The organism is Pseudobutyrivibrio ruminis DSM 9787 (genome assembly GCF_900218035.1).
Taxonomy (GTDB): Bacteria; Bacillota; Clostridia; order Lachnospirales; family Lachnospiraceae; genus Pseudobutyrivibrio; species Pseudobutyrivibrio ruminis.
In genome coordinates, this window is record NZ_OBMR01000006.1 from 212,049 (window position 1) to 229,929 (window position 17,881).

General features: G+C 41.8%; 15 protein-coding genes. All 15 read right to left on the minus strand.

Features of this window, described 5'->3' with window-relative positions; genetic code table 11:
* Nucleotides 1-19: 19 nt before the first annotated feature.
* The gene (locus CRN97_RS07205; RefSeq protein ID WP_179670704.1) at nt 20-1,216 is read right to left on the minus strand and encodes a glycosyltransferase family 4 protein; all 1,197 of its coding nucleotides are present in this window, start codon (nt 1,214-1,216) and stop codon (nt 20-22) included.
* Nucleotides 1,217-1,228: 12 nt separating this feature from the next.
* Nucleotides 1,229-1,852, minus strand: a complete 624-nt coding sequence (locus CRN97_RS07210; protein WP_097076400.1) for a NeuD/PglB/VioB family sugar acetyltransferase — start codon at nt 1,850-1,852, stop codon at nt 1,229-1,231.
* 33 nt (nt 1,853-1,885) lie between these two features.
* The gene (locus CRN97_RS07215; RefSeq protein ID WP_033152144.1) at nt 1,886-2,620 is read right to left on the minus strand and encodes an SDR family NAD(P)-dependent oxidoreductase; all 735 of its coding nucleotides are present in this window, start codon (nt 2,618-2,620) and stop codon (nt 1,886-1,888) included.
* 11 nt (nt 2,621-2,631) lie between these two features.
* Complete coding sequence (locus CRN97_RS07220; protein WP_097076401.1) at nt 2,632-3,045, minus strand: MaoC family dehydratase; 414 nt, start codon at nt 3,043-3,045, stop codon at nt 2,632-2,634.
* Entirely contained in the window at nt 3,045-3,284 is a 240-nt protein-coding gene (locus tag CRN97_RS07225; protein ID WP_074789613.1) for an acyl carrier protein, read from the minus strand. The genes CRN97_RS07220 and CRN97_RS07225 overlap by 1 nt, the downstream gene beginning before the upstream one ends.
* A gap of 23 nt (nt 3,285-3,307) precedes the next feature.
* Nucleotides 3,308-4,993, minus strand: a complete 1,686-nt coding sequence (locus CRN97_RS07230; RefSeq protein ID WP_097076402.1) for a DUF2142 domain-containing protein — start codon at nt 4,991-4,993, stop codon at nt 3,308-3,310.
* 19 nt (nt 4,994-5,012) lie between these two features.
* Nucleotides 5,013-6,059, minus strand: a complete 1,047-nt coding sequence (locus tag CRN97_RS07235) for a sugar phosphate nucleotidyltransferase (protein ID WP_097076403.1) — start codon at nt 6,057-6,059, stop codon at nt 5,013-5,015.
* A gap of 5 nt (nt 6,060-6,064) precedes the next feature.
* A complete protein-coding gene (locus CRN97_RS07240) occupies nt 6,065-7,231 on the minus strand; it encodes a LegC family aminotransferase (protein ID WP_097076404.1) in 1,167 nt (388 codons plus the stop codon).
* Nucleotides 7,232-7,409: 178 nt separating this feature from the next.
* Complete coding sequence (locus CRN97_RS07245) at nt 7,410-8,390, minus strand: NAD-dependent 4,6-dehydratase LegB (RefSeq protein WP_074789605.1); 981 nt, start codon at nt 8,388-8,390, stop codon at nt 7,410-7,412.
* Nucleotides 8,383-9,810 carry a capsular polysaccharide export protein, LipB/KpsS family gene (locus CRN97_RS07250; protein ID WP_097076405.1) on the minus strand — a complete coding sequence of 476 codons (1,428 nt, stop codon included), beginning with the start codon at nt 9,808-9,810 and terminating at the stop codon, nt 8,383-8,385. Before CRN97_RS07250 ends, CRN97_RS07245 begins: the two co-directional genes overlap by 8 nt.
* A gap of 2 nt (nt 9,811-9,812) precedes the next feature.
* Nucleotides 9,813-11,255 (minus strand): oligosaccharide flippase family protein, encoded by a 1,443-nt coding sequence (locus CRN97_RS07255; protein ID WP_179670705.1) that lies wholly within the window; start codon nt 11,253-11,255, stop codon nt 9,813-9,815.
* A complete protein-coding gene (locus tag CRN97_RS07260; RefSeq protein ID WP_097076407.1) occupies nt 11,227-12,321 on the minus strand; it encodes a glycosyltransferase family 4 protein in 1,095 nt (364 codons plus the stop codon). The genes CRN97_RS07255 and CRN97_RS07260 overlap by 29 nt, the downstream gene beginning before the upstream one ends.
* A 29-nt stretch (nt 12,322-12,350) precedes the next feature.
* A complete protein-coding gene (locus tag CRN97_RS07265) occupies nt 12,351-13,517 on the minus strand; it encodes a glycosyltransferase family 4 protein (RefSeq protein WP_143483255.1) in 1,167 nt (388 codons plus the stop codon).
* Between the two features lie 101 nt (nt 13,518-13,618).
* Nucleotides 13,619-15,010: an exopolysaccharide biosynthesis polyprenyl glycosylphosphotransferase gene (locus CRN97_RS07270; RefSeq protein ID WP_097076409.1), complete on the minus strand. Its 1,392-nt coding sequence runs from the start codon at nt 15,008-15,010 to the stop codon at nt 13,619-13,621.
* 10 nt (nt 15,011-15,020) lie between these two features.
* Nucleotides 15,021-17,876: a GH25 family lysozyme gene (locus tag CRN97_RS07275; protein WP_097076410.1), complete on the minus strand. Its 2,856-nt coding sequence runs from the start codon at nt 17,874-17,876 to the stop codon at nt 15,021-15,023.
* Nucleotides 17,877-17,881 lie beyond the last annotated feature (5 nt).

Genomic DNA, 17,881 nt, shown 5'->3' on the forward strand with positions numbered 1-17,881 from the left:
TGCTTACCTCTTGTTATTTTTAGCCTACAAATGCATCCATCTCATCCATGAGAGTCTTCTTGTCGAAGTGGGCTTTGTTGTAGTTGCGAGAGTTCTCGCCAAGCTGCGCAAGACGCTCTGGTGATAGCTTACTCATAGCAACAATGCTGACAGCAAGCTCCTCTGCATCCCCGATATCTGAGCACATACCGCAATCAGCCTCGTTTATAATACGGGCTGTTTCGCCGCGGGCTGAGGCAATGATTGGCATTGCACAGGCCATGTATGACTGAAGCTTTGCAGGGATTGTTTTAGCAAAAAGCTCGTCATCTGCAAATGAAATGAACGCTGCATCGCCTGTTGCAAGAAGTGCTGGCACTTCCTCTGGCTTTACACGGCCAGCAAATTCAAACATATCCCAAACTCCATTTTGTGTGATGGAGTGTTCAAATGACTTTCTAGCTCTGCCATCGCCAACTATAGTGAATCTGATATTTTTGATTCCCTCGTCGCGAATCTTTTTTGCTGCATATGGAAGGATTTCCAAGCCCTGAGCCTGACCAATGTTTCCTGTGAAGATCACATTGAAGCCTTTATGCTCTTTCTTTGGCTGTGGCTGATAAAATTCCTCGGCATACTGTGGCCAAAAGGAAACCTTATCCTGCTCATCTTCATCCACAAGCTTGCGAATCTCTGTAACGAAGCTTGGGCTGGTTCCCCAGATGTGAGTGCAACCTTTATAGATTTTTCTAACCATTCGCTCAATTGGCTTAAGCACAAGTGGCGAGTGGATTCCAGTAATCATTTCCACGTTGTCAGGCCATAAATCCTGAACATACAAATAACATGGGATGTGATGCATTCTCGCATATCTCACTCCCACCTTACATTGATTCATAGGAGATGTTTCAAACATAAACACCTCGTCAGCCTTTATCTTTGTGAACAAGCTCCACCAAAAGCCAAAGAATGGAAAGCTAAAATAATTCATTACCAAGCCAAACTTTCCTTTTCCTCTAGCAATAAGAGGAATGCGGTGGACTTCCACTCCATTTATTGTTTCTTTTGTATTTTTGAACCAGCCATAGTCTGGGTAGAATTTACCCTCCGGGTAATTTGGAATGCCTGTGACTACTGTTACTTTGTAGCCGCGCTTTACCCACTCGAAGGCCATGTCGTTTATCCTAAATTGCTCAGGATAGAAGTACTGGCAAATTATCAAAATATGTTTTTTCAAATTTATCTCCCGCTAGTCGAAACGGCGTACGGTTTTTGCTGGGACGCCAACGACTTCGCATCTTCCCTTCGTGTTTTTGATAACGCAAGAGCCAGCCCAGATATGGGTCTCGTCTCCGATTGTCTTGCCCTGTACGATTTGTGAGCCGGTGCCAACTTCGATAAGGTTGCCAAGTGTGCAAGCTCCTGAAATGTTGGCGTTAGGGTTGAGTGTATTGAAATCACCAAGTGTGCTATCGTGGGCCACTGTACAGTTGAAGTTGATAAGATTCTGGTTGCCGATTTTTACATCAACTGTAAGGATAGCGCCTGCGCAGATAACATTGCCCTCTCCCATTTCGACACTATCTGACAAAGTTGCAGATGGGTCGATGAGATTAGGAAAGTGTACATGAGGATTCTTTTTATAAAGCTCATACAAAAACTTTCTGCGCTCCATTGAACCCATAGCAATGACTACATCCAAATCCTCGGTAGTTTCAGTAATGAAGCTATCATCGCCAACTACACCTTCGCCTGGCTCAACATCTATATAACCTAAAATATTCCATGTTGGATTTACTGCATTGATGCGCTCTGCCAGCCACTTTGTCTCTTTACCGGCACCGCCTGTTCCTGCAATAACTAAGTTTCTCATATTTTCTCCAATTCAATTCTCTACGAATGTTTATTAGTGCTTGCTATCTGTAATAGCAATATTCTGGCCGCTGATCATATCCGCGCCGTCAGAAAGAAGGAATGCAAGTGTAGGCACAACCTGGTCAACTGTAAGGTTCTTGCCCATAGGCATATCAGCTGCATTCATTTCCTTGATGAGGTCTGGAAGATTATCAAGGAAGCGTGTCTCTATCATCTCTGGGCTGACGCCATTAACTGTAATCCCCTTATCTGCGTACTCTACAGCAAGTGACTTCATAAGGCCTAAAAGAGCGTATTTTGTAGTGGTGTAAACGCTCTTGTACTTAGGTGGCATGCCAACTGTGCATGATGTAAGCATGAAGATAACCTTGCCATATTTTTGCTTTGTCATAAAGGGCAAAAAATCGCCCAGTATATCAACTATTGGACGAAGGTCTGTCTCAGTTGCTGCTGCAAAATCACACCAACCGAGCTTTTTGAATTTTTCATTTTCCATTGGGGCTGCTGCAAGATGTACCACGTGATCAGGCTTGAGTTCTCTTTCAGCCATAAAATCAAGCATCTTTCTCACCGACATTGCATCAGCAAAATCTGCCTGTACCATAACAAGCTTATCTCCAAGCTTCTCCTCTAATGGAAGAAGACGTGATGCGCTGCTGCGATAGTGAGCCACGATGGTATCGTAATTGTCAGCCACCAATTCAATAAGTGCAGTTCCTAATTCTGAGGACGCACCGGTCACGAATAATGTCTTGTTTTCTCTCATCTAATCTCCCTCTATACCACGAGGATACCCATGGTTCCTCGCAGTACCTTTTTTCCATCCTGATTTGTGATGGTTACTTTTAATTCAAGGCGCTGGACACTTTCCACAAGCTCTACGATTTCGCCTGTAACTGTAAGCTCGTCGCCGATATAAACTGGCTTTGCGAACTTTGTCTCCACCTGCTGGATGAGGCTGCGCTCACCAGGAATGTAGACACCAGCCAATGTAGAGAGGAAGCTTGCTGTAAGCATGCCATATGCCACACGGCCTGGATGCCCCTTTGCCTTCGCAAACTCCTCATCATTATGAAGTGGGTTGACATCCCCTGTGATGCCCTTAAAAGCATCGAGCATCTCCTCAGTGATTTTCACCTTGAAGCTCTCTGTCATCCCCACAGTTAATTCATCAAAAGTATAGTTATTCATTAAAGCTTACCTACGATTGTGTCAACCATTTCGCCTACGTTCTTAAGTGACTGGATTTCCTTCATGTCGAACTTAACGTTGAACTTCTTTTCGCATGCAACTACAAGGTTGATCTGCTCAAGCGAATCCCAATCTTCGATATCGTCAGCTGTTGTTGCATCTGTAAGCTCGATATCATCATCGTCAAAAACATCTCTAAATATATCTGTTAATGTTGCAAATACTTCTTCTCTTGTCATTTTATTTCCTCCAAATCAATTGATTAGTATATTCCAATTGAGTTCAAAATTTCTGGTGCTGCCATGCCATCTCTTAAATGCATTAAGAAGTAGATGGTGCCGCACAAGCCAACCATAAGGGCTACATTTTGAATCAAAATCAATGCTAATGCTTTTTTATTTTCCTTGGCATCAGAACCCAGAGCAATGCACATGCACATATAAACCGGGATTAGATAGCGGTAAGATATCTGAATACGCTCACTACCCTCAGCTGGTGTGAATCGAACCAGGCAGCCTGCGAAAATAGCAACTACGCAAGCCAATAGGCCAAGTCCAATAATAACGTATTGCCACTTTTTAAGGCGATTGCCTTTATTAATAATCAAACCAACAATTAAAACTACGAGCATCACAATAATGCAAGCCATAGGTACCTGTGCATTAAGCTTGATATGACCAAGCTCAGAACCAATAACATGGTTGATGTTGTACCAGAAATCTACTTTGATTCCCTCCCAGGCAAACTTAAGTGTGCCGATAGGATCTGCCATAACATCGTACATACTGTATGCTGCACGGCTTGCATCCTGCTCTATAGTTGCATGGTTGTGAGAAAGGACAAACATATCATATAACTGGTATTTATACTTTCCAGCGAACTTCTTGATTACTACAAGGGCTCCTGCTATAAATGCTCCTGCCAAAACATACTCATACCATTTTTTGCTCTTTGCAACATCTGTCCACCATTTCTTAAGTGGAATAGCAAAAAACCATACTGCAAAAAGGGTATAAACCATTTTGTTTGGAATCAGGATTACAACAATCAATCCAATTAAATATACATGCCATGCATGAACCTTTGTCTTTTCCTGACTTAAATACAGGCAGACTGTCAACAAAATGAATGAAAACAGTATGCTCATGTTGTCGTAAGAATAGGATGCACAAAGCTGTAATGTAGTTGGGAATAATGAAAACATCAGCAGCTGCAGCTTTCCAACAGGAAGCAGCTTGATACAAACCCAACCAGCCAGCACGAGTGTAAGGCTGTTCATGAAACGGCCCATAAATACAAGGCCTGATAATCCGAATCCTAATAATCTTGCGATAGCTATTCCAAGTCCGGAAAGCAGATAACGCCTAGCCTGTGTAGGCTTTGTATAACACTGTACCAATTCCTTCATATCGTCATCGGTATGGAACCAATTGCCATCAGACAAAATCTGATACTGATATGGGAATGTGACATCGATATAAGGCAATCTGTAGTAATCTTCTGCACGCATGTAGAAATAAGATGTGCCTTCAATCCAGTTGCCGTAGCTACCTGGAGTAGTGTCAAAATCGTGGTCTTTCATTCCTAGATAAATATTGGAGCAATGGTACGCACTGTAGAAATGCTGAACCTCATCTGCTCCGGAGATAGGTGGCATTACCAACTGCATGCAGATACTCCACCCAATCGCCAATACCAGGTAGATTTTTGAGTAACTCCACTCTTTATCTAGAAGCAAAAACCTAGCCAAGTAGATAGTGAGTGCTATCATCACAATCAATATAAGGGCAAAATAACCATTGTAAAATTTTGTCTTTGAAGTGTCGAAAGCGTTGAGGCAGAAGAACACAATTGAAAAGATGATTCCAAATGCGCTGATTAAAACTGTCCCCAGTTTAAACGCCTTATCCATTGTCATTGGATAAAAGAAACTCTTTATTTTTTCCAAGGATAATCCTCTCTATCTATTATTTGTTAATTCCACGTAAGCGATTTTCCATCTTGCCAAGCTCATCAAGCTGGCCCATGTCCATCCAAGTGTTTTCATTGATTGGATAGACGCCAACCTTTTTACCATCATCCTTCAAGCGGTTGATGATATCAGGGAAACCGATAAATTCGTCGTCATTAATATACTTCAAAACCTCTGGCTCTACGATGTAGATACCAGTATTTGTGAAGAAGCTGAACTCTGGCTTTTCCTTCATATCAAGGATGTTACCGTGCTCGCCAAATTCAACAACGCCGTAGGCAACCTGGAAGTTGCGAAGTGAGCAAACCATAGTGATCATGTTGCCCTCAGCTTTGTGGTGAGCGTAAATCTTGGAATAATCTTCCTCGATGAGAATGTCGCAGTTTGTAAGGATGAATGTCTCGTCAACCTTACCACGAAGAAGTGAAAGACCGCCGCCTGTACCAAGTGGCTTGTCCTCATCCACATACTCGATTGTGTAAGGCTTCTCCACTTCACCAAAATATGACTTAATCATATTTTTCTTGTGGTTAACTACAAGAATCATTCTGCCAATGCCATACTCTGCGAAGCTATCCATGATGAGCTCTGCAATTGGCTTCTCCCCAACTGGGATAAGTGGCTTTGGCAAAATGCGTGTATATGGATATAGACGAGTGCCCTTGCCGCCAGCCATCATAACAACTGGACAAGATAACTCGCCCTGCTTTTTATAATGATTTTCACTCCAGAAGACTGTGTCGATAACAACGCCATTTTCATCTACGATTGGCAAGCCTTCGATGTTGTGGCGGCGCAAGAAATCTCTTGCCTCCTCCTTTTCATCGGCCTTAAGGCTACGAGGCTTGTAGTTTGCGATTGTGCGCACCTCATCATTTAAATCTCCGCCTGAGAGAATGAATCTGCGAACATCACCTTCTGAAAGGGCCGCAATCAATTTGTTATTGTCATCAACAATGAAGGCTGTTCTTCTTCCACTGGCATCGAATGTTCTCATAGCCTGAAGAACAGAATCTTCCTCATGTATAAATACATTTTCCATAGAATTTACTCCGCAAAAGTCTTTACCACGTCGAGTACGCGGCGTACGCCGGCCTCATCGAGGTTTGTTGAGCATGGTACGTTTACAACGCGTTTCCAGTACCATGGTGCTTTTTCAAGTTCGTATGTGCGAGCTCCCTGATATGGAAGCTGATCTGAGATAAGACCCCAGATTGGACGAGACTGGATATGCGCTTCCTTTAATGCTTCGATAAGCTGGTCGCGGCCCTTCTCGTCATTTTCAAATACTACTGAATAGAACCAGTAGTTACTGCGGATGCCTTCTCTGAAGTCCTGAACGTGAAGTCCTGGCATCTTATCGATTGCATCCTTGTATAAATGATAGTTTGTTGTCTTTGTCTTGATGAAATCTTCAAGCTGCTCTAACTGAGCGATTCCAAGAGCTGCCTGAAGGTTTGTCATTCTGTAGTTGAAGCCGATTTCATCATGAATGAAGTTGGCCTGGTCTGCCTTGGCCTGAGTTGTCAAATGCTTTGCGTGAGCAAGAAGCTCTTCATCATTTGAAACAATCATTCCGCCACCGCCTGTGGTGATGATTTTGTTTCCGTTAAATGAATAGCAGCCTAAATCACCGATTGTACCGGCAAACTTTCCAGCGTACTTGCCCTCTGTGTAGTATGTTCCAAGAGCCTCTGTTGCATCCTCTACAACTGTAATGTTGTACTTTTCAGCGATTGGCATGATGGCTTCCATGTCGGCCATATTTCCGAAGACATGTACTACTACCATAGCCTTGATGTGGCGGCCTGTCTGCTTATCGATAAGCTTACCATCTGTGAAGTCACACTCTGTCTCGCAGAACTTCTGAAGCTTCACTGGGTCCATGCAAAGGCTATCGTCGCAATCCATGAATACTGGCTCGGCGCCGATGTACTTTGTAGGGTTAACTGCTGCAATAAATGTAAGAGTTGGAACGATAACTGCATCTTCACGAGTAACTCCGCTTAAAAGCAAGCTGATGTGAAGGGCTGATGTACCATTCTGTGTGCTGACTGCACCTGGAGCCTTTACATACTCTGCAATCTTCTTCTCAAAATCTGAAACATATGGGCCCGCTGTGGATACCCACTCAGTCTCTACTGCATCTGTGACATACTTTAATTCGTTACCCTTAAGGTTTGGAACCGAAAGGGCTATAAATTCATCTGACATTTCTAATACCTCTAGTCCGCCCTTCTATGTGCCATATGCACTTCCACAGACACGCTTTCGCTCTAGATTTTTCTACTTGCGTTACATAAGATGCTCCTTTCAGGACCATCTAAGTAACGAGTGAAAAATAAGGTCTTGTGTAAGTACATATGTCACATAACGGGCTCATCTAAAATTTTTAAATATTGTATATATCAACTTTATATTTATCCATGTTCTCTCGCAAAAATGCTACCGTTTCCGCGAGACCCTGCTCGAATGTGTACTGTGGCTTCCAGTCTGTGAGCTCAAGAATCTTCTTGTTGCATCCAAGGAGACGATTTACCTCAGACTTCTCTGGGCGAAGGCGATCTTCGTCGCAAATGATTTTTGCATTAGGGTTAATCTGACGGATAAGCTCCTCAGCGAGCTGTCCGATAGAGATTTCCTTCTGTGTTGCGATATTGATTTCTTGGCCAATTGTCTTGTCGCTTTCGTACATAGCAATGAAACCGTGAGCTGTATCCTTTACATAGTTGAAATCACGTGTTGGAGTGAGTGAACCAAGCTTAATCTCCTCCTTGCCAGCAAGAAGCTGTGTGATAATTGTAGGGATAACGGCACGTGCTGACTGACGTGGTCCGAATGTATTGAATGGACGCACGATTGTAACAGGCAAGTCGAATGAACGGTAGAATGACTCTGCAAGTCTATCTGCACCGATTTTTGTAGCTGAGTATGGAGACTGGCCCTGGTATGGGTGCTTCTCGTCGATTGGAACGTACTGTGCTGTTCCGTAAACTTCTGATGTAGAAGTAACTAATACTCTAGCTGTGCCAAGATCTCTGGCTGCCTGTAAAATATTAAGAGTTCCCTTGATGTTTGTGTCAACGTAAGCATCAGGACTGTGATAACTAAATGGAATTGCAATAAGGGCTGCAAGATGGAATACTGCATCACATCCCTTCATAGCTTCACGAACACCATTAGGGTCGCGAACATCACCGGCGAATACCTCAACGTGATCCATAATATCCTTTGGAAGTGTGTCGAGCCATCCCCAATTGTTGAATGAATTGTAGTAAACGAATGCACGAACTTCGTAGCCCTTCTTTACTAACTCTTCTACTAAATGTGATCCGATGAATCCATCAGAACCTGTAACTAAAACTTTACTCATTTTCTTTTACCTCTAAAAAATAATCATACATAGACTTTGCTATAAGTGAAATGTTGTCTGGCTTTAAGCGGTCGGCGCTAAGCACATATGTGTTGCCGACTCTAGCGCAGCTCATATAGGCTGCCAAATATTTGATAACGTCCTCTCGAGATGGCTGCTTCCAGCTTGCCATGGCCTCAAGATAATTGTCATAAATATCTTCCAAGCGCATGACACCTGGTGCATTCTTGTAGAGAATGTCGCCACCCATGATGACTGGTCTGCGAAGAAGCATGGCTTCCTGACCAGCTGTGCCAGTAAGTGTTGCAACACACTGGCAGTTTTTAATAAGAGCAAATGAATCCTCCCATGGGTCGATAAGGACAATGTTTGGATATTTCTTAAGCTCCTCGTAGAAGCTATTGTCCCTGCTTCCAAGGAATGAATAGTGCTCCTTTGCGTAAATCAATGTGTCAGCTGGAACTGACTTTGCCAAATTGTCCAGGAAGAAAAGCTGCTTTTCATATTTCTGAGCGCAGACAATTGTGGATGCCTCTGGCTGAAGATGCAAAGGATAGTAAACAAACTTCTTTGATAAATCTGCCTTGTTGTAATACTTCCTACTCTTTTTATATCTTCTATAAAATTTCCATGGATCAAAGGCTGTCTCGTAGTCCTTGTAGTACATGTAGTTGCCTTTGTCCAATGTGTGCGGATTGAAGAATCTCTGACGAATCCAAAACAGTGGCAAAATCAAAAAGCTTGGCTTGAACTTTGGCACCTTGCCTGAGAAGTTCATGAAAGCTGGCTTTGAATGCTTTTCCTCGAAAGAATCTAGATATTCCTCTGCCTGCTTGAGCTGCTCGTCAGTGTATTCTCTGTCCAGATAATCATCTGGCATGTTGTAAATCATCTCGAATGGTTCGTTCAAGATATAGTGATGAGTCAAATCCATTCCAACGGAACGCATCAGAAGCAACGAATAATAATGTGCCCCTAGCTTCTTGCCTACAAGGTATCCTGCATAGCTGAATAATGTAGCAATAACCTCATCAAAGTAAAAATCTATTTTGTATGTGGTGAACACATACTCCCAAAATGCGAACAAGCCAGCGGCTGTGTGCACGCAATAATCATAATCTCTATTAATTAAGAATCTATCTGTATAGATGTATTTCCACATTGGAGCAGCGTCGTACTTTTTCTCATACTCGCAAAGCTTTTCCAAAGTGAATTCATCCCAATGGGCGTTCATGAAATCTGAAAGGACAACAACAGTAACTGCATCACCATATTTGCTTTCAACGTACTGCTTCTCTCTGGAATCCAGCACAACAATTACACCATTGGCCTCGCTATCATGTTTTTCTTTTATATCCTTAAATATCAATGGGGTGTAGTCGAGGAAGGCCTCGCGCCCCATAAAACATAAGTTAAGCATTTTTATCTCCTAAAGAAAATTAACTTAGTAAGTATACCACACACTAATACTATGGTAAACAAAGCCAAAGCTGCGGCAACATAGATGTTTTCTATGAGCATGTAGTAAAGCACGCCAGGAATGACGATAGCTAAAAGTGGCAACCAGCTGTTCGCGAAAAGCTTCAAGAATGAATAGTTGAACTTTCTTGAAAGCTTAATCATCAAAAGCAATGAGTAAAGTGCATAGCTCATTCCAGTGCCGATAGCTACCATATTGATGCTTCGCTCTACAAACACAACCAAACCGGTTGAGAAAATCACATTGAAAATGCAAAGTGCAACTGAGTTTGCAATCAATGATTTGTTCAGCTTAAGTACGCTGAAAATGTTTCCGAAAAGCATGGTTGTGGAATAGATTGCAACGCCGATGATAAGAATCTGAGTTGCAGGAGTTCCATCTGTGTACATTGGCATAAACATCTGCACAAAAATCGGCATGATAAAGAATACACAGACACATGCTGCTCCAGAAATAACTGATGTGATGTTAGTGAAATAGCTAGCTTTTTCAAGGAGCTGCTTTTCATCTTTGTTGGCCCCATACAAATGTGAGACCTTTATATAAAACACCTGGGAAATTGTCTGTGGAACAAGCACCATAGTGGTGAAGCCCATCAAAGGAACTGAGTAAACTCCCAGGTCTTCTGTAGTCAAAAATCCAAGAATAACGAATTTATCCACGCTTTGAACCAATGTCCAAATCAAACTGTTGATTAAAAGTGGAATGCCGCCAATAATCATGACCTTCATATATGAAAAGTCAAAGTTTAGGCGAACTCCCTTAAGTGCATTCTTACGGAACATAATAATTCCAAGTAACGCAGATGACATTGTCATGGCGTAAAGGCCGTAGTAACCTACTACGTTTAGTGCAGCAACACCAATTCCGAAGGCAATTATTGTGCGAAGGAATCCGATGGCTGCTGAATAATTGTATTTTCCATTCATTCTGACTGTGGCATTTGACATATCGTCAAAGCTTTTCAGTAGAATCATGATTGGGCACATGGCGTAACCAAAGGCATAATAGGCCTGATACTGATCAGCACCAACGCGGCCGCGATAGTAAAAGAAAACCCATGCCTCAAATACCACAAAAATGATGAGATAAACCATCAGCATGAATGTGGCTGCTGTGTTTTTGAGTTTGTTTGCTGTTTCATAATCCTTGCGGCCGAGGGCCTGAGGATAATCCCTGTTGTAGGCGTTGAGCACGCCAAACTGGGCGTAATTCATATATGTCTGAGCAAGTAAGCAGGTGCTGTAAATACCCAGTGGTTTTACTGGAACAAGTGACTTTGAGTATACGCTAAATATAAATGATATTCCCGAGCAGATAACTGTGGAAATAGTCACTAATATAAAATCTGCACTTTTAATTTTTTCTAGCAGTTTGGTAAGCATCCTCATAAATCTTCTTTACTTCTTCCATGTATGTTTCAAAATTATTTAAGTCCTTGGCATGTCTTCTGGCGCCGTCAGACTTCATTCTGTATATCTCCTGGTTATCCAGGAGCTCATTGATATTGGAAACAAATGCATCTCTATCCACAGGCTTCTTGTCTGTGCCGCATATTTTTCCACAATCATCGTTTACGGTGGTGAGAAATCCACCAACTTTGCTGACAAGCACAGGCTTGCCAAAGGCCATTGCCTCCACAGCTGCCATTCCGAATCCTTCAAACTTGGAAGGAGCTACAAGAATCTTTGTCTGGTTCATGTAGATGTATGGATTGTGCTGCATGCCGACCATTATTATATTCTCGGAAAGATTGTATTTTCCAATTAATTCAAGGCACTCACTGCCCAAATCGCCACCACCAACAATGATGGCCTTGATATCAGGATGAGTTTCCTTGACCTCTTTTACAATTCTTACAAACTCGTAAGGGTTCTTGTCATCTGTGAGATATCCTACGAAAAGCAGGTCAGACTTATACTTTTCCAGCTTGTCTTTTGACATCTCTGTGCCTGGCAAATATCCCTTTTCAAAAATCTTTACAGCGTTGAAAGGTGTACCAAGGACCACAGTTTTACCTGCCATCTTGTCCTTGAACCAGGCTTTCTCTTCCACGATTTTGTTTGGAATAATTATCTTTGTAAAGTTCTTACATGCTCCGCCATAAATCACGGATTTAGGACCAATTTTCTGAACCCATTTTGGCACTGAATAAATGTGGCTGATGATTGGAATGGTGTCAGTCACCTTTGTGCACATGAGGCTGCAGTCATACTCATAGGCATGAATAATATCTGGCTTTACCTCATCAATTGCCTCTTTGATAGCATTTTCATCAACCTTTTCAACACCGATGTATTCGATGTCATGCTCCAGCAGCTTTGTCTCAACAGAGCCTGTGGCTGTGAGATACACGCTGTGAATATCTTCTGGCATGGCGTTGATTATATTAATCGCAACGTTTTCCATGCCACTATAAGTTGATGACTTAGATACATGTAAAACTTTCATAGTACTTCTACCCCCGCAAAAAGTTACGTTTATAGGTTACTATATATTTCTTTCATTACCGCATTTACGTGATTCTTATCGAAATTTTCCATCACGGCTACATTGTGTGAGCCCATGGCTCTGCGATCGATTTCAGCTTTGGCCATCATTCGGTCAAGTGCTGTCACAAGTGTGGACGCATCCTTGGAGTCGAAGAGATATCCACCAACGCCTTCTTCAATCAAATCAACGTTTCCGCGGATACGGCTGCAGACAACTGGCATGCCAACTGACATAGCCTCCATCAGTGCAACAGGAAGTCCTTCCTGATGAGATGGGAACACGTAAATATCGCTGGCCGCAAATACATCTGCAACATCGCTTCTAAAGCCAAGCATCTGAATCTGTTCCTGAAGACCAAGTTCGTTAATCTTGTTCTGAAGCTCCTCAGCGATTTTGCCTCTTCCGGCAATAAGATATTTAATCTTGTAGTCTTTGCCAGCATCCTTCATTTGCTTCAAGGCTTCAAAAACTTCCATGTGATTCTTACGCGGAATCAACTCTCCCACTGACAATAAAACAGTTGTTTCATCGTCGATGCCAAGCTCTTTTCTGATTCTTTCGCGACCGTCTGCACTGGCTACAAATTTGTTTGTATCAACGCCAGCACCTGGTACGTAAACCACTTCCTTGGCCTTAAACTTTTGAGCATTTTTATAATCTTCCTGATTGATGGTTATCAACAGGTCGGTAAATTTACTACAGTACTTTTCCACATTGTAAAACACCAACCAGTTCTTAAGTGGTGCTCCCTTGAAGAAGTGAAAGCCGTGTGCGGCATAGATAACTTTTGTGCCATAAAGCTTTCTAGCCTTTCTGCATGCCAAACGGCAAATAACTCCCCCTATTGGGGACTGGGTGTGGACAATTTCGTACTTGTTTGTTTCCACTTCATGCTTCAGCTGTTTGTAAGCCTTTGAAAGCTCTGAAATGTTGAAAATCTTTCTAAGGCTGGCTGTCTCAATCACGCGACAGCCAAGGTCATCAAGTATCTTTCTGCGAGCCTTCATAGCCTCCGGTGAAAGTGCGCTATCATCATCTGCCCAACAGCAAGCCACATCTACTGTGTAGCCAAGGTCCTGCAAAATCTTTATATTATCAATATTGAATTGAGTCACCATGTATGCAGTGTGTGCATGCATCAAAGCTTTTTTCATAATCCTAGTCTTTCTCTCGGATGTTACACTAACAAGCAATACACTCTCTTTCAGTCACTAAAATGTTCCTTTCAGAGAGGAATTAGCTTGTTAGTTACATCCTATTTATTCTTTTGATGCACATTGGCATCTACGGCTCCTTCGGCAACACCCTCTGTGGCATCCTTTGTAAAGATTACACGAAGGGTCATAAGGATGAGCTGGATGTCCAAAAATACTGAACATTTTTCAACGTAAATCATATCAAGCTTAAGCTTGTCGTAGGATGTGGTATTGTATTTTCCATATACCTGAGCATAGCCTGTAAGACCAGCTTTTACGTGTGTACGGAAGGCAAATTCAGGCACATCCTTGATGTATTCTGCAATGATTTCTGGACGTTCTGGACGGGGACCAACAACTGACATCTCACCTTTGAGGATGTTGAAGAACTGTGGAAGCTCATCAATACGAGTAGCTCTGATAAAATGTCCAATTGGAGTGATTCTATCGTCGTTTTCGCTGGCAAGACGTGCCTTTCCATCCTTTTCTGCGTCAATAATCATTGAACGGAACTTCATGATTTTGTATTCTTTTCCACCAATAGTGCAGCGAGTCTGTTTATAAAAGACTGGGCCGCCGTCGTAATTGTGGATAAGTATAGCTGTCACAAGCATAACTGGTGAAGAAAGAATGATTCCGACAAGGGAAATAAAAATATCACCAAGACGCTTAAGTGTAGCTGAAATGCCATCCATTCCAACATTCTTGCAAAGGTAAAGAGGTGTATCGAAAAGGTTAACCTCCTCAGCGCCCTTGATAAGGATGTCTGAAATCTTTGGTGTGAAATATACACGCTTATCTGTTGCAAAGCAGGCCTTTACAATGTCGTTTCGGATTTCCGATGGAACATCGTTTACAAGAACTGCATCGTAGTTTTCAAGCTCGCGAATGATCTTATCAAGTGGCTCCATGCAACTCATTTCACCAGTAATACGATATTTATCTGCACGACGATTCATCTTACGAACCAGGTCGTTCTGATAATCACCATAGATATTTAGAATTGTGAATGGTGGGAACACTGCTCTATAAAGCTTTGTGCTGACATATGTGATAACAAGCACCGCTACAGCATCTGCAATTGTAAGCACGATGATGTATGCCAATGTCATCCACATCAACTGCTTGATACGTGTCATCAAAATTACGATGATGAATTCAAGCATGTTTACAAGTCCCATGGCGATAGCCTGAGACATTGTAAGGATTGATATTCTTCCACTTCCGATATTGAAGCCTTTGAATGTGTTAATCATGAGAACTGTCAAAACCACATAAAGGCCAATCATTAAATAGTTACCGATACTCAAGAATCGCTGTGACATAAGCATCTGTAAACGCATATACCACATAACGCCAAAGAGCGTGGCTAGTACTGCGACTAAAACCACGCTACTTACGAAGCGAAACATTCTTTTGCCAGTTTCTATATTTCTTACGTTATGATTCATAATACTCCTACTAGAAACTCTTATTCATGTCTACATATCCTTTGATACCTGGAACCGAACCCTTGCTTGAGTACTGCCAGATATTCTTTCTGCCAGAATATGTACATTGTGTATTGTATTGTGCAATCCATACGCTACATGAGCCTGGAATTGAATTTGCATCCATTAGGCTAACCATCCAGTTCTTACTGCAGTAGACACCTGCTTTATAGCCAGATGACTGAACTGTTGAAACGAATGCGTTAAGAATTGCCATTCGCTGAGCTGTTGAAAGTGAGCCCTGTCCACGTACCTTATCCTCCATATCAATGAAGATTGGGTATGAACATCCGCCTGCCTTCTGAGCCATAGCTACTGCCATTGATGCTTCCTGAACAGCCTCTGCCTCGTTGAGAGCAGTTGAGTAAATGTAAACACCTACGCTTACTCCATTTGCTTTTGCTCCAGACATATTCTTGTAGAAATATGGATCCTCGTGGAGCTGTCCATCATACATTCCTCTGTATCCGCAACGAATGATAGCAAATGAAACTGCTGACTTAGCCTGTGACCAGTCGATGTTTGTCTGATACTTAGAAACATCAATACCTGTTCCCTTGTTTGCTAAAACGCCATCTGTTCCGAAATCGTAGCTAACACCCTGGATTACCTGAGTGCCTGTTACCTTATTACCGTTCTTGTCGAAGTAGAATGTATTTCCATCAATTGACTGCCAACCATAGTATGTATAGCTAGCTTCTTTGTAATAGAACTTTTTGCCTTTTTCGTAATCAGCTGCAGTTGCTTCTTTTGTACACTGCTCATCAACATAGAGCTGGTTGCCAGCTGCATCCTTAAGCTTTTCTGTTGAATCACCTTTGCTTGTTCCAAATCCGGATACTGAATAAGTAACTGATAAAGTATTATCTGTAACTCCATCAGAGAATTTTGCTACACCTTTAAGTGTATAATCACCATCTTTAGTAGCCTTAAATGTACCCTTTCCACTTGTCAAAGTAACTGCTGTTCCATTAACTGTAACTGAATTAACATTAGCTGAAGCTACAATTGTGAATGTACCAGCAGAGTAACTCATATCAAGAGATGCTTCTTCTTTTGTTGTGGAAGTTGTTGTTTTCTTGTATGTAAATGTAACAGTTACATCACTTGTACCAACTTTCCCCTCTACAGGCGTTTTTGAAGTCAATGTATAGCCATTGATAGTTGGAGCTTCATACTTATATGATGCACCTTCTTCTTTTGTTTCTGTGATTGCATTGTATCCAGAAATTGCATTTCCTGATTCATCTACATACTTAACGGTTATAGTATGTGTTTTTGGAGTTACCGGAGTTTGCTCTTGTACGTCTTTAGTATACTTGAATGTTATTGTAACATCTGCAGTAACTACGCCGGATGTCTCTCCTGATACAGATGAGTATGTATAACCATCTATCTTTGGAGCACTGACCGAATAGCTTGCGCCCTCTTCCTTAGTCTCTACAGAAGCACCTTGAATGCTTTTTCCGTCGGTATCAACATAATTAACTGTAACAGTGTAAGTCTTTTTTTGCTCGGACTGATTATCTTTATTTGCTTTATCAGTTCCTGACGAATTATTCTGTTCTGTATCATCAACTGTAGCAACCTGCATAGCTTTTGTCATAACAGCATCATAATAATCAAGTTTATTTGCTGCAGCGACAAAACCTTTTGTCTTCAGATAACGGGATGTTGATTTGATTACATCGTGTGTTACCTTCTTTACTCCACCTGTTTTTTCAGTTGCTTTACTTCCATTTGTTGTATTCTTTGGTGCAACTGCTTCAGCTTGCTTTACCTGGCCTGAACCATTTTCTACTTTCTTTGATTCTACAAACTCTACTGTATCTGTGAGCTTGTTCTCTACAGGTACATCAGCTGCGGCAGCTTTCTGTCCATCTTCAGAAGCCACATCCTTCTTAATCTGTTTTGTGATTTCCTTCTGAACCTTGAACTCTACCTTGTCCTTTACATTAGCCGCAATATTGTATGTTGCTGGCTCATAACTAACTTCTGTGTCTAAGTCGTTTACTAAGCAAAGTACATAGTCACCAGGCTCCATGTCTGTCTGAGTGATTACACCATCCATATCATCGTCCGTATAGACGGTGCCCTCTGCTTCATTAACAGCTACTGTATATGCCTGAACAGCGGTCTCTTTATCAAGATACAAAAGATATAGTGGATCTGTGCTGATATCTCCTGTCTGTGTCTCAACCACATCACCGTTTTCATCTGTTACAGTGACTGCTGCATTTCTATCCTGAAGAACCTGCATCACCTGGAATGAGTTATTAGGTATATTCAATGTAGCCTCATTACTAGCGGCCTGTTGGCCTGTTTCTTCAGATTTTTCCTCATCCTTAGAGAAGTCTATTTCCTCTCCATCTGTAGGAAGTTCTTCGCCTTCTCCTGTGCTTTCTTCTTTATCCTCAGTAGAAAAATCATAGTCTTTTGTATATTCAGCAATCTGAGCATCAATGTCCTTGATAGCATCTACATAAGATTGAAGTCCATCAGCGTTTTCTTCTGTTATAAGCTTTACATTAAAAGGAATTCCTGTGATAGGATTATCATTTTCATCTGAGATGTAAATTGTCAAATCCTTCTCTAATGATTCACTTGTAATTTTTACATTAACAAATTCTGGGATATAGACATCGTTGTTGGACGCTTCCTCTGTGACCTCTACAACCTCAACTGGCTCCTCATCTTCAGATACCAAATTGTAAATGCCATATCCACCAGCCCCTGCCGCTGTAACACCAACAGCACTGGCAACAGCAATACTTGCTGCTTTATGCGATGCTATAAAGAGTTTTACACTCTCCCATATTTCTTCCATTTTAT